We start from the raw sequence: 14,840 nt of genomic DNA, 5'->3' as shown, positions 1-14,840 counted from the left end.
TGGTCGTGTGCACCGGCTCAGGCGCCGAGCTGCTGGTCGATGAAGGCGAAGAGCTCGTCGTCGGACGAGGTGCCGAGGCCGTCCGGCGTGGTGCCGAACTTGGCGGCGAGCGCGCGCAGGCGCGCGGTGGCGGTGGCGAGGGCCTCGTCGGCGGGGTCGAGCCCGCCGAGCACCGCCTCGATGGCGTCGAGGTCGCGCAGCAGCGCGTCCCCGGTGGTGCCCGCGCCGGTGTCCGCGCCGGCGTCCCCGACCAGCTCCGCCCACAGGTGGTCCGCGAGGGCCTGCGGGGTCGGGTGGTCGAACACGAGCGTGGGCGGCACGGTCAGGCCGGTCAGCGCGTCCAGGCGGTTGCGCAGCTCGACCGCGGTCAGCGAGTCGAAGCCCAGTTCGGTGAACGCGCGGTCCGGGGTGATCGCGGCGGTGCCCTGGTGGCCCAGCACGGCGGCGACGACCTGGCGGACCAGGTCGAGCAGCAGGCGGCGCTGCTCGGGTTCGATCAGGCCGGCCAGCCGGTCGCGGACGTCGTCGCGGGGCGGTTCGGCGGGCGTCGCCGCCTGCGGGCGCGGGATCTCGTCCAGCAGCGGCGAGCGGCGGTGGCCGTCGAGGAAGACGGGCCAGTCGATGTCGGCCACGGTCACCGCGGTGTCGTCGGCGGCCAGCGCGCGGATCAGCGCGTCGGCCGCGGCGCGCGGGTCCATCGGCCGCAGACCGGCGCGGCGCAGGCCGCCGTCGACGGCCTCGGCCATGCCGCCGCCGGCCCACGGGCCCCAGGCGACGGCGGTGGCGGGCAGGCCGTCGGCGCGGCGCTGCTCGGCCAGGGCGTCGAGGTGGGCGTTGGCGGCGGCGTAGGCGGCCTGCCCGCCGTTGCCGAGGACGCCGGCGAGCGAGGAGAACAGCACGAAGGCGTCCAGTTCGCGGTCGGCGGTCAGCTCGTGCAGGTGGTGCGCGGTGGCGACCTTGGGCCGGGTGACGGCGGCGAACCGCTCGGGGGTCAGGTCGGCGATCAGCGCGTCGTCCAGGACCCCGGCGGTGTGCACGACGACCCGCAGGTCGTCCAGCCCGGCCACGACGGCGGCCAGCGCGTCGCGGTCGGTGGCGTCGCAGGCGCGGACGTCGACCCGCGCGCCGAGCGCGGTCAGCTCGTCCGCCAGCTCGGCCGCGCCGGGCGCGTCCGGGCCGCGCCGGGACAGCAGCACCAGGTGCCGGGAGCCGGCCTCGACCAGCCGCCGGGCCACCACGGCGCCGAGCGCGCCGGTGCCGCCGGTGATCAGCGCCGTGCCGGTGGTGGTCCACCCGGCGGTCGTGCCGCCGGTCTCCCACCCGCCGGCCGACCGGGTGCCCGTCCCCGCCTCGACGAACCGGCGGGCGTGCACGCCGGAGGGACGGATCGCCACCTCGTCCTCGGTGCCCGCGAGCACCTCCAGCAGTCGGGCGACCGACCGGTCGTCGGGGGTGTCGGGCAGGTCCACGCAGCCGCCCCAGGCGCGGGGCTGCTCGATGGCGGCCACCCGGCCGACGCCCCACACCTCCGCCCTGGCGGGCGAGGCGACCCGTTCCTGCGGGCCGACCGCGACCGCGCCCGTGGTGGCGCACCAGAGCCTCGTGCCCTCCCGCAGCAGGGCCGCCGCGGCGGCGCCGTCCTCGGGGAAGGCGAGCACGTCGCCCGCGCGGGCCTCGGTGACGACCCGGGTGCCCAGGGCCCGTGCGGCGGCCTCGGCCCAGGCGTCGCCGGGCCGGCCCACGACGCTCCACTCGCCCAGCGGGGCGGCGGTGGTGTGCGCGGACGCCCAGCGGACGTGGTAGCGCCAGTCGTCCGAGCGGTTGCGGGACCGGGCGGCCAGCCAGAACCGCTCCCGTTCGAACGGGTAGGTCGGCAGGTCGACCGCCGTCGCGCCGGAGCCCTCGAAGACGCGTCGCCAGTCGATCTCGACGCCGTGCGCGAACAGCGCGGCCTGGGCGAGGGCGGCGGCGGTGACCTCGTCGCGGTCCTTGCGCTGCACGGGCACGAACACCGCGCCCGGCGCGCACGCGGCCCCCAGCGCGGACAGCGCGCCGTCCGGGCCGATCTCGACGAACTTGCGGACGCCCTTGGCGTGCAGGGTCGCCACGCCGTCGGCGAACCGGACCGCCTCGCGGACGTGCCGCACCCAGTACTCGGGGTCGGTGACCTGCTCGGCGGTGGCGAGCGCGCCGGTGACGTTGGAGACCAGCGGGATGCGCGGCGCGGAGTAGCGGACGCCCCGGGCGACCTCGCGGAACGCGTCCAGCATCCCGTCGACGAGGTGCGAGTGGAAGGCGTGGCTGACCGGGAGCCGCTTCGTCCGGGCGAACGGGGCCGCGGCGGCGGTGACGGCGGCCTCGTCGCCGGACAGCACGACCGCCCTCGGGCCGTTGACCGCCGCGACGCCGACGCCGGGCCCGAGCACGACCTCGTCCTCGGTGGCCTCGACCGCGATCATCGCGCCGCCGGGCGGCAGCGCCTGCATCAGCTTGCCGCGGGCGGCCACGAGCCTCGCCGCGTCCTCCAGCGACCACACGCCGGCCAGGTGCGCGGCGGTCAGCTCGCCGATGGAGTGGCCCAGCAGGAAGTCGGGCACCACGCCCCAGGAGCGGACCAGTTCGGCCAGGGCGACCTCGAACGCGAACAGCGCGGGCTGCGTCACCGAGGTCTGGTGGACCGCCTCGGCCACCTTGCCGTGCAGCACGTCCAGCAGCGCGAACCCGGTGTGCCGGTCCAGGTGGTCGGCGACCTCGGCGAACTTCTCGGCGAACACGGGGTGGGCGGACAGCTCGTGGCCCATGCCGAGCCGCTGGGAGCCCTGCCCGGTGCACAGGAACGCGAGCTTGCCGGCGGTCCGCTCGCCGGTGACCACGCCCGGCGCGGGCTCGCCGGCCGCCAGCGCGGCCAGGTCGTCCGGGCCGAACACGACGGCGCGGTGCGGCAGCGCGGCGCGGCCGGTGGCGAGGGTGTGGGCGACGTCCACCGGGTCCAGGTCGGGCACGACCCGGGCGAGGCGCGCGGCCTGCCTGCGCACCGCCTGCTCGCTGCGGCCGGACAGCACCCACGGCACGCTGACGGGCGGCGTGCCGGGTTCGCGCGGCGGTTCCTCGGGGGCCTGCCGGATCACGACGTGGGCGTTGGTGCCGCTGATGCCGAACGAGGACACGGCGCCGGTGCGCGGGCGGTCGACGGCCGGCCACGGCCGGTGGTCGGTGAGCAGCGAGACCGCGCCGGAGGACCAGGCGACGTGCGGGGAGGGCTCGGTGACGTGCAGCGTGCGGGGCAGCTCGGCGCGGCGGACCGCCTCGACCACCTTGATGATCCCGGCGACGCCGGCGGCGGCCTGGGTGTGCCCGAGGTTGGACTTGACCGAGCCCAGCCACAGCGGCTCGGTCCGGCCCTGGCCGTAGGTGGCGAGCAGGGCGTCGGCCTCGATGGGGTCGCCGAGGGTGGTGCCGGTGCCGTGCGCCTCGACCACGTCGACGTCCGTCGTGGACAGTCCGGCGTTGGCCAGCGCCGCGCGGATGACGCGCTGCTGCGACGGGCCGTTGGGGGCGGTGAGGCCGTTGGACGCGCCGTCCTGGTTGACCGCCGAACCCTGCACGACGGCCAGCACGCGGTGGCCGTTGCGGCGGGCGTCGGAGAGCTTCTCCAGCAGCAGCACGCCCGCGCCCTCGGACCAGCCGGTGCCGTCGGCGTCGGCGGAGAACGACTTGCAGCGGCCGTCCGGGGACAGGCCGCGCTGGCGGGAGAACTCGACGAAGGTGTGCGGGATGGCCATCACGGTGACGCCGCCGGCCAGCGCCAGCGAGCAGTCGCCGGAGCGCAGGGCCTGCGCGGCGAGGTGGACGGCGACCAGCGAGGACGAGCACGCCGTGTCGATCGAGACGGCGGGACCCTCCAGCCCCAGGGCGTAGGCGACCCGGCCGGACAGCACGCTGCCCGCGCTGCCGATGCCGAGGAAGCCCTCGACGCCCTCGGGCGGCTCCGAGGCGCTGCTGCCGTAGTCGTGGTACATCACGCCGGCGAACACGCCGGTCGCGCTGCCCTTGAGCCCGGACGGGTCGATGCCAGCGCGTTCCACGGCCTCCCAGCTCACCTGGAGCATCAGCCGCTGCTGCGGGTCCATCGCGAGCGCCTCGCGCGGCGAGATCCCGAAGAACTCCGGGTCGAACTCGCCCGCGTCGTGGAGGAAACCGCCCTCGCGGGCGTAGGAGGTGCCCTCGTGGTCGGGGTCGGGGTGGAACAGCTCGTCGAGGTTCCAGCCGCGGTCGGTCGGGAAGCCGGACACCACGTCCGCGCCGGACGCGACGAGCTGCCAGAGCCCCTCGGGCGAGTCGACGCCACCGGGGAAGCGGCAGCCCATGCCGATGATCGCGACGGGCTCGCGGGCCGCCTCGACCAGTTCCCGGTTGCGGGCGAGAAGCCTGCTGTTCTCCTTGACCGACTCGCGCAGCGCGGCAACCAGTTCTTGCGATGACGACATGGGTTTCTCCGGACCGGGGGAAGGAGCCTCGGGGCTCGGACGTGACTTCATCCTGACCGGATCGGGGCCGGTCGCCGCAGGCCCTTCACCACCCACCGGTAACCGCGCACCCACTGGTCCGACAACACGGAAGGGGACCCCCGCCGGGTGCGCGGCGGGGGTCCCCTTCGGCTCACCGGTCCCTAGTCGCGGGCGGTGGACAGGGCGCGCGAGACGAGGTCGCTCACGTCCAGCGCGTCGATGTCGTCCTCGTCGACCGCGTCCCCGACGGGCGCGGTGACCGCGTCGTCGGGCAGCTCGGCGGCCAGCGCCAGCAGGGCGTCCAGGATGCCCAGCTCGCGGAACCGGTCCACCGTGGCGGTCGCCAGCGCGCGGCGCAGCCGGTCCTCGTCCGGCGCGGGCCGGTCGTCGGCGGGGAAGACCAGGCCCCGCAGGTGCGCCGCGAGCGCGGCCGGCGTCGGGTGGTCGAACACGACGGTCGCGCCCAGCTGGAGCCCGGCCGCGGCGGCCAGGCGGTTGCGCAGCTCCACCGACGTCAGCGAGTCGAAGCCCAGCTCGGTGAACGCGCGGTCCGGTTCGATGTCCTCGGCCTCGCCGAAGCCGAGCACCTCGGCGGTGTGCTCGCGGACCAGGTCCACCACCGCCTCGGCGCGCTCGGCCGGGGACAGCGCGGCCAGCGCCGCGAACCCGCTCACCGGGGCGTCCTGGGCGGGACCCGCGGTCCGCCGGGCGGCGACCCGCACCAGACCGCTCAGCAGGTCGGGCAGCAGGCCCGCCGCGGCCTTCTCGCGCAGCCCGGCCAGGTTCAGCTTCACCGGCACCGACACCGGTCCGCCCGCCAGGTCGAACAGGGCGAGGCCCTCGTCGACCTCCAGCATCCCGAAGCCGTCGCGGCGCATCCGCTCCACCGAGGCCGGGTCCTGGCTGCCGCCCAGGCCGTGCTCCGGGTCCCACAGGCCGTAGGCGAGCGAGCGGGCGGGCAGCCCCTCGGCGTGCCGGGCGCGGGCCAGCGCGTCCACGTAGGCGTTGCCCGCCGCGTAGTTGCCCTGGCCGGGTCCGCCGACCACGCCGGACACCGAGGAGACGAGCACGAACTCGGTCAGCGGCAGGTGCCGCGTCAGCTCGTGCAGGTGGCGCGCGCCGTCGACCTTGGGCGCGAGCACCCGGTCGAGCCGCTCGGGGGTGAGCGCCGTGACGACGCCGTCGTCGAGCACCGCCGCCGCGTGCACCACGCCCGTCAGGTCGGGCACGCCGGCCAGCAGGGCGGCCACCGCGTCCCGGTCGGACACGTCGCAGGCGGCGGCCACGGCCTCCGCGCCCAGCTCCGCCAGGGAGGCCACCAGTTCGGCCGCGCCCGGCGCGTCCGGACCCCGGCGGCTGGTCAGCACCAGCTTGCGGACGCCGTGCTCGCGGACCAGGCGCTCGGCCATCAGCGCGCCCAACCCGGTGGTGCCGCCGGTGATCAGCACCGTGCCGGACGGCTCCCAGCGGGGCTTGTCCCCCGGCTCGGCGCGCACCAGCCTCGGCACCTCCACCGCGCCGCCGCGCAGGCTCACCCACTGCTCGCCCACCGCCAGCGCGCTGTCCACACCGGACACCCAGCCGTCGTGCGGTGCCCCGTCGAGCAGGGCGATCCGGCCGGGGTTCTCGCTCTGCGCGGAGCGGACCAGGCCGCCCACCGCGGCGTCCACGAGCCCGTCGCCGACCACCACGAGCAGCCGCGAACCGGCGAAGCGCTCCTCGGTGAGGAACCGGCGCAGCACGTCGAGCACGGTGTCGAGCACCGGCCGCAGCTCGCCCGCCACCGGCGGCAGCACCACGACCGGCGGCACGGCGTCGGCGACGTCCTCCCAGGCCAGCCACGTGGTGCGGGCGACCGCGGGCACCTCGACGGGGACGTGCTCGACCCGGTAGAGCGAGCGTTCCGCGCCACCGCTGAGCTGGTCGGCCGTCACCGGCCGCACCACCATCGAGCCGACCGACAGCACGGGCGCGCCGGCGGGGTCGGTGATCTCCACGGCGACCTCGCCGGGCCCGGTGAACGTGAGCCGGGCACGGGCCGCGGTGGCGCCCCGGGCGTGCAGGGTGACGTCGGTCCAGCCGAACGGCAGCGCGCCCGACTCCTCCCCCGCGCCGAGGAACATGCCGTGCAGGGCGGCGTCGAACAGCGCCGGGTGGATGCCGAACCGGGCGGCGGCGTCGTGCGCCTCCTCCGGCACCGAGATCTCCGCGAACAGCTCGTCACCGCGTCGCCAGGCGCGGCGCAGGCCCTGGAACAGCGGCCCGTAGGCGAAGCCCTTGCCGGCCAGGTCGTCGTAGAACGCGCTGACGTCGACCTCCTCCGCGTCGGCCGGCCAGTCGAACCGGGCGGGCGCGCCGGCGTCCTCGGCGAGCGAGCCGGACGCGTTGAGCTGCCACTCGTCGCCGGGCAGCCGCGAGTGCACCGACACGGTGCGGTCGCCGGACACGGCCACCTGCACCTCCACCGCGCCCGACGGGGGCACCACCAGCGGGGCGCGCAGGGTCAGCTCGGCCAGGCGGGCGCAGCCGACCTCGTCACCGGCGCGGACGGCCAGTTCGGCGAGGGCCGCGCCGGGCAGCAGCACGGTGTCCAGCACCGCGTGCTCGGCCAGCCACGGGTGGGTGGCCAGGGACAGCCTGCCGGTCAGCACGGTGCCGTCGCCCTCCGCCAGCGACAGCCCGGCGGCCAGCAGCGGGTGGTCCGGCGAGGTGAGGCCGGCGGCGGCGACGTCGGCCCCGCCGGTCGCCTCCAGCCAGAAGTGCTTGCGCTGGAACGGGTAGGTCGGCAGGTCGATCGCGCGCGCGCCCCGGAAGAACGCGGGCCAGTCCACCTCGACGCCGTGCACGTGCAGGGTGCCCAGGGCGGTGACCAGCGTGACGACCTCGTCGCGGTCCTTGCGCATCGCGGGCACCGCCGGGCCGGACTCCACCACCGTGGACAGCATCGCGTCCGGGCCCACCTCCAGGAAGCGGGTCACCCCGAGGTCGGCCAGCACCTCGGCCGCGGCGGCGAACCGCACCGGCTCGCGGACGTTGCGGACCCAGTACTCGGGGTCGGTCATGCCGTCGGCGACCAGGCCGGTCACCGTGGACACGATCGGGATGGCCGGTTCGCGGTAGGTGAGGGTCCGGGCGATCCGGCGGAACTCGTCGAGCATCGGCTCGACCAGCACCGAGTGGGACGCGTGCGAGATGGGCAGCAGCTTGACCTTGCGGCCCAGCGACCGGAAGTGGTCGGCCACCGCCGTCGTCGGCCCCTCGACGCCCGAGAGCACCACCGAGGACGTGCTGTTGACCACGGCCAGGGACACCTCGTCGGACAGGTGCCCGCGCACCTCGTCCTCGCTCGCCTGGACGGCGACCATCACGCCGCCGGGCGGCAGCCCCTCCATCAGGCGACCGCGCGCCTCGACCAGCGTGGCCGCGTCCGCCAGCGACAGCACGCCCGCGACGTGCGCGGCGGCGATCTCGCTGACGGAGTGGCCGGTGAGGAAGTCCGGGCGGACGCCGAACGACTCGACCAGCCGGAACAGCGCCACCTCCAGCGCGAAGATCGCGGGCTGGGCGTAGCCCATCCGGTTCATCGTCTCGGGGGTGTCGATGTCGCGGATGACCGGCAGGTGCTCGCAGACCTCGTCGAACGCGGCGGCGAACGCGGGGAACGCCGCGTGCAGCTGCGCCCCCATGCCGACCCGCTGCGTGCCCTGGCCGGGGAACAGCACCGCCAGCTTCCCGCTGGACGCGCGGCCCGTCACGCCGCGACCGGCGGCGACCGCCGCCAGCCCGGCGCGCAGCTCGTCGGCGGTGGAGCCGACGACGACGGCGCGCCGCTCGTGCGCGGTCCGGGTGGTGGCCAGCGAGTAGCCGACGTCGGCCGGGGAGGCCGAGTCGAGCAGGGACGCGAGCGCGGTGGCCTGGGCGCTCAGCGCGCCGTCGCTCTTGGCGGACAGCAGCAGCGGCACCGCGACCGGCGTGCCGGTCCCGGCGACCTCGGGCTGCTCGACCTGCTCCAGCACGACGTGCGCGTTGGTGCCGCTGATGCCGAACGAGGACACGCCGGCCCGGCGCGGCCGGTCCAGCTCGGGCCACGGGCGGGGTTCGCCGAGCAGCGACACCAGCCCGGAGTCCCAGTCGACCTCCGCCGACGGCTCGGTGACGTGCAGCGTGCGCGGCAGCACGCCGTTGCGCATGGCCATGACGACCTTGATCACGCCGGCGACGCCCGCGGCGGCCTGGGTGTGGCCGATGTTGGACTTGATCGAGCCCAGGTACAGCGGCTCCTCCCGGTCGCGGCCGTAGGTCGCCAGCAGCGCCTGCGCCTCGATCGGGTCGCCCAGCCGCGTGCCGGTGCCGTGCGCCTCGACCAGGTCCACGTCCTGCGTGGACAGGCCGGCGTTGGCCAGCGCCTGCCGGATGACGCGCTGCTGCGACGGGCCGTTGGGGGCGGTGAGGCCGTTGGACGCGCCGTCCTGGTTGACGGCGGAGCCCTTCACGACCGCGAGCACCGGGTGCCCGTTGCGGCGCGCGTCGGACAGCTTCTCCAGCACCAGCACGCCCGCGCCCTCGGACCAGCCGGTGCCGTCGGCGTCGGCGGAGAACGACTTGCAGCGGCCGTCCGCGGCCAGGCCGCGCTGCCGGGAGAAGTCCAGGAACGTCTCCGGCGTGGCCATCACCGTGACGCCGCCCGCGAGGGCGAGCGTGCACTCGCCCGAGCGCAGCGCCTGCGCCGCCAGGTGCAGGGCGACCAGCGACGACGAGCACGCCGTGTCCACCGACACCGCCGGGCCCTCCAGGCCCAGCGTGTAGGCGACCCGACCGGACAGCACGCTGCCCGAGGTGCCCGTGCCGAGGAACCCGGCCACGCTGTCCGGCACGGTGCCGAGCCTCGCGGCGTAGTCGTAGTACATGATCCCGGCGAACACGCCCGTGGCGCTGCCCTTCAGGGACGCGGGGTCGAGCCTGGCGCGTTCCAGCGCCTCCCACGACGTCTCCAGCAGCAGCCGCTGCTGCGGGTCCATCGCCAGCGCCTCGCGCGGCGAGATCCCGAAGAACTCGGGGTCGAACTCGCCCGCGTCGTGCAGGAACCCGCCCTCGCGGGTGTAGGTCCGGCCCGGCAGGCCCGGTTCGGGGTCGTAGATGCCGTCCACGTCCCAGCCGGGGCGCGTCGGGAACGGCGAGATCGCGTCGCCACCGGTGGCGACCAGGTCCCACAGGTCCTCCGGCGACCGCACCCCGCCCGGGTAGCGGCACGCCATCGCCACGATCGCGATGGGCTCGTCGGCGGCGGCGACCGCGCTCACGGCGGCGCGCACCGGTTCCGGCTCGCCCACCAGCTCCTCGCCGAGGAAGCGCGCCAACGCCTGCGGCGTGGGGTGGTCGAAGACGAGGGTGGTGGGCAGCCGCAGGCCGGTCACCTCGCCGAGCCGGTTGCGCAGCTCGACGGCGGTCAGCGAGTCGAAGCCCAGCTCGGTGAACGCCCGGTCCGGCTCGACGGTGTCCGCGCCGGCGCGGCCGAGGACGACCGCGACCTGCATGCGGACCAGGTCCACCAGCGCACGGGCGCGCTCGGCGTCCGGCAGCGCGGCCAACCGCTGCGCCAGGCCGGTGGTCCCGGCGGCCCGCGCGGTGCGCCGGGCGGGGGCGCGCACCAGGCCGCGCAGCAGCGCGGGCACGGCGGCGCTCCCGCGCACCGCGCCGAGGTCCAGGCCGACCGGGACGACGACCGCCGACCCGTCCGCGACGGCCGCGTCGAACAGCGCGAGCCCTTCCTCGGCGCTCAGCGCGCCGAAGCCGTCCCGGGCGGTGCGGTCGCGGTCGGCGGCGGTCAGCGCGCCGCCCATGCCCTCGGCCCACGGACCCCAGACCAGCGACTGGGCCGGTTCGCCCCCGGCACGGCGGTGCTCGGCCAGCGCGTCCAGGTAGGCGTTGGCCGCGGCGTAGTTGGCCTGGCCCGCCGAGCCGAACAGCCCGGCCACCGAGGAGAAGGTGATGAAGAACGACAGGCCCTCGGTCAGCTCGTGCAGGTGCCGTGCCGCGGTGGCCTTCGGGTGGAACACGCGCTCCACCCGCTCGGGGGTCAGCGCGGTCAGCACGCCGTCGTCCAGGACGCCCGCGGCGTGCACCACGCCGACGACCGGCCGTTCGGCGAGCGCGAGGGACGCGGCCAGGGCCTCGCGGTCGGCCACGTCGCACGCGGCCACCACGACGGATGCGCCGGCCTCGGTCAGCTCCGCGACCAGCTCCGCCGCGCCGGGTGCCTCCGCACCGCGCCTGCTGAGCAGCAGCAGCGACCGCGCGCCGTGCCGGGTCACGAGGTGGCGGGCCAGCAGCGCGCCGAGCCCGCCGGTGCCGCCGGTGACCACGACGGTGCCGTCGAGGTCGAGCGCGGACGCCTCACCGGCCACGGCCCGGACCAGGCGCGGCGCGAACAGCGCGCCGTCGCGGACGTGGACCTCCGGCTCGCCGGTCGACACCGCCGCCGGCACGTCCTCACGGTCACCGCGGACCAGGACGAACCGGTCCGGGTGCTCGGCCTGCGCGGCCCGCACCACGCCCTCGGCGGGTGCGTGCGCGAGCGACCCGGCGGTCACGACGACGAGCACGCCGTCGCCCCCCACCGCGTCCTGGAGCGCGTGGACGGTGGCGGTGGCCGCGTCGAGCGGGTCGGTCGCCGGCACCTCGAAGACCTCGTGCGCCACGTCGACCCGACCCGGCGCCACCCGCACCGGCTCGACGCGGAACAGGTGCTCGTGCCCGGTGGCGACCGGCGCACCCGGCGTGCGGACGCCCAGCGAACCGACCGTCAGCACCGGCTCGCCGGTGGCGTCGGCCAGGGCGAGCGCGATCCCGCCGTCACCCGCCGGGGACGCGTGGACGCGCAGTTCGGTGGCGCCGCGGGCGTGCAGGGTGACGTCGCTCCACGCGAACGGCACCGCACCGCGTTCGGCGGTCTCCGGGATCGCGGTGGCCTGGAGCGCGGCGTCGAGCAGGGCGGGGTGGATGCCGAACCGCTCGGCGTCGGCGGTGTCGGGCAGGGCCACCTCGGCGAAGACCTCGTCACCGCGCCGCCACACCGCGCGCAGGCCCTGGAACAGCGGCCCGTAGCGCAACCCGGCCTCGGCCAGCTTCTCGTAGGCGTCGTCGAGCGACAGCGGCTCGGCGTGCTCCGGCGGCCACGGCAGCGCGGTCGGCCGCGCGACGGGGTTGCCGAGGACACCGGTGGCGTGCGGGGTCCAGGGGTGGTCCGGCACGCGCGAGTGGATCGACACCGGGCGGCGACCGGCCTCGTCGGCCGCGCCGACGACGACCTGGACGTCGAGCACCGCGCCGTGGGTCAGCACCAGCGGCGCCTGGAGGACCAGCTCCTCCACGCCCGTGCAGCCCACCTCGTCGGCGGCGCGCACGGCCAGCTCGGCGAACGCGGTGCCGGGGACCAGCACGGCCCCCTGGACGACGTGGTCGGCGAGCCACGGGTGCGTGGCCAGGGACAGCCTGCCGGTGAGCAGCAGGCCGTCGTGGTCGGCGACCGAGACGGTCGCGCCGAGCAGCGGGTGGTCGGTCGCGGTGAGGCCCACGGAGGTGACGTCGGTGGCCTGCCCGTGGTCGAGCCAGAAGTGCTCGTGCTGGAAGGCGTAGGTGGGCAGGTCGACGACCGAAGCCCCGCTGCCCTCGAAGTACTTCTCCCAGTCCACTGCCGCGCCGTGGGCGTGCAACGTCGCGAGAGCGGTGACCAGGGTGGTGGCCTCGTCGCGGTCCCTGCGCAGCGCCGGCACCGCGGTGCCGGACTCGACCAGCGCGGACAGCACAGCGTCCGGACCCAACTCCAGGAACCAGGTCGCCCCCGACTCCTCCAACCCCGTCACGGTGTCGGCGAACCGGACCGTGGCACGGACGTGCTCGACCCAGTACTCCGGGTCGGTCCACCGGTCGTTCACCGCGATCGACGGCTCCGAGAAGGTCAGCTCGCGCACGACCTGGCGGAACTCGTCCAGCATCGGCTCCATCAACACCGAGTGGAACGCGTGCGACACCGTCAAACGCTTCGTCTTGCGCCCCAGCTCGGCGAACCGCGCCGCCACCGCCAGCGTCGGACCCTCCACACCCGACAGCACCACCGCGTTCGGCCCGTTGACCGCGGCCAGCGACACCGCATCGGACAGGTGCTCGCGCACCTCCTCCTCCGACGCCTGCACCGCCACCATCGCACCACCGGCGGGCAACGCCTGCATCAAACGACCACGAGCCTCCACCAGCGTCGCGGCGTCCGCCAGCGACAACACACCCGCGACGTGCGCCGCCGCGATCTCACCGATCGAATGACCCGCCACGAAATCCGGGCGCACACCGAACGACTCCACCAACCGGAACAACGCCACTTCCAACGCGAAGATCGCCGGCTGCGCGTTACCAGTCTGATCCAGGTCCACCCCGGAACGAACACCCGGAAGATGGGCGCACACCTCGTCATAAGCGCGAGCGAAGGCCGGGAACGCCTCGTACAGGCCCTCCCCCATGCCGACCCGCTGCGAACCCTGACCGGTGAACAGCAGGGCCAACTTGCCCTCAGCCGCACGCCCCACCACGCCCCGGCCCTCGGCCAAGGCGGTCAGGTTCTCCAGCAACGCCCCCCGGTCCGCGCCGACCACCACGGCCCGGTGCGGCAGCGCGGCACGGGCGGTGGCCAGCGAGTAACCGACATCCACCGGGTCAGCCAGGCCCGCCGCGCCCGCCGAGTCGGCAGAGCCAGCCAGGCCCGCCGAGTCGGCAGAGCCCGCAGGGCCGGCAGAACCGGTCGGGTCGAGGAACGCCACCAGCCGGGCGGCCTGCGCGGGCAGGGCTTCGGCGGTCGCCGCGCTCACCAACCACGGCACCGCCGCCAACGGCGTGCGCGCCGCGGGCTCCTCGACGGCGACCTCGGGCGCCTGCTCCAGGATCACGTGCGCGTTGGTGCCGCTGATGCCGAACGACGACACCGCCGACCGCCGCGGCCGGTCCAGCTCGGGCCACGGGAGAGGATTGTTCAACAATTCTACCGTGCCCGCCGACCAGTCGACCTCGGGCGAGGGCTCGTCGACGTGCAGGGTCGGCGGCAGCGTGCCGTGCCGCATGGCCTCGACCATCTTGATGATCCCGGCGACACCGGCGGCGGCCTGGGCGTGCCCGAAGTTGGACTTGATCGAGCCCAGCCGCAGCGGCTCGGTCCGGTCCTGGCCGTAGGTGGCGATCAGGGCCTCGGCCTCGATCGGGTCACCGAGCCGGGTGCCGGTGCCGTGCGCCTCCACCGCGTCCACGTCCGCCGTGGTCAGCTCCGCGTTGGCCAGGGCGGCGCGGATGACGCGCTGCTGCGACGGCCCGTTGGGCGCGGTCAGGCCGTTGGACGCGCCGTCGGAGTTCACCGCGGAACCCCGGATCACCGCGAGCACGCGGTGCCCGTTGCGCTGCGCGTCGGACAGCCGCTCCAGCAGCAGCATGCCCACGCCCTCGGCCCACGCGGTGCCGTCCGCGTCGGAGGAGAACGACTTGCAGCGGCCGTCCGGGGCCAGCCCGCGCTGGCGGGCGAAGTCGACGAAGATGCCCGGCGAGGCCATCAGGTTCACGCCGCCCGCCAGAGCGAGCGTGCACTCGCCCGAGCGCAGCCCCTGCACCGCCGAGTGCACCGCGACCAGCGACGACGAGCACGCCGTGTCGATCGACAGCGCCGGGCCCTCCAGGCCGAGCGTGTAGGCCAACCGCCCGGAGTGGACGCTGCACGTGGTGCCGGTGAGCAGGTAGCCGTCGACGGTGTCGCCGGGGTTGTGCAGCGGCGGCCCGTACTCCTGCGCGGAGACGCCGACGTAGACGCCGGTCTGGCTGCCCTTGAGCGAGGTCGGGTCGATGCCGGTGCGCTCCAGCGCCTCCCAGGTCACCTCCAGCAGCAGCCGCTGCTGGGGTTCCATCGCCAGCGCCTCGCGCGGCGAGATGCCGAAGAACTCGGCGTCGAACCCGCCCGCGCCGGGCAGGAACCCGCCGGTGCGCACGTAGGTGGTGCCGCGGTGGTCGGGGTCGTCGTCGAACAGGCCGCCGAGGTCCCAGCCCCGGTCGTCGGGGAACCCGCCGATGGCGTCGCGGCCGTTGACCACGAGGTCCCACAGCTGTTCGGGCGAGTCGGCGTCGCCGGGGAACCGGCAGGCCATGCCGACGATCGCGATGGGCTCGTGGCTCTCGGCCTTGACCTCGCGCAAGCGGCGGCGCGTCTCGTGGAGGTCGCCGGTCACTCGCTTGAGCAGGTCGAGGAGCTTGTCTTGGTCCACCATCACAACCTCGCGTAGGTGATGCAGTCGTAGGGCCTGTCGG

Annotated in this window: 2 protein-coding genes; both read right to left on the bottom strand. The window is 75.7% G+C overall.

Features of this window, described 5'->3' with window-relative positions:
• Nucleotides 1–17: 17 nt before the first annotated feature.
• On the bottom strand, nucleotides 18–4,487 hold the full coding sequence (locus ACRAKJ_RS15560; RefSeq protein WP_438920627.1) for an SDR family NAD(P)-dependent oxidoreductase: 4,470 nt from the start codon (nucleotides 4,485–4,487) through the stop codon (nucleotides 18–20).
• A gap of 182 nt (nucleotides 4,488–4,669) precedes the next feature.
• Nucleotides 4,670–14,800, bottom strand: coding sequence for an SDR family NAD(P)-dependent oxidoreductase (locus ACRAKJ_RS15555; protein ID WP_438920626.1), 10,131 nt, complete (start codon nucleotides 14,798–14,800; stop codon nucleotides 4,670–4,672).
• Nucleotides 14,801–14,840 lie beyond the last annotated feature (40 nt).

Source organism: Saccharothrix sp. DSM 118769 (assembly GCF_052936295.1).
The sequence above is the reverse complement of the archived record's forward strand: the minus strand, read 5'-3'. Positions and strand labels throughout refer to the sequence as shown.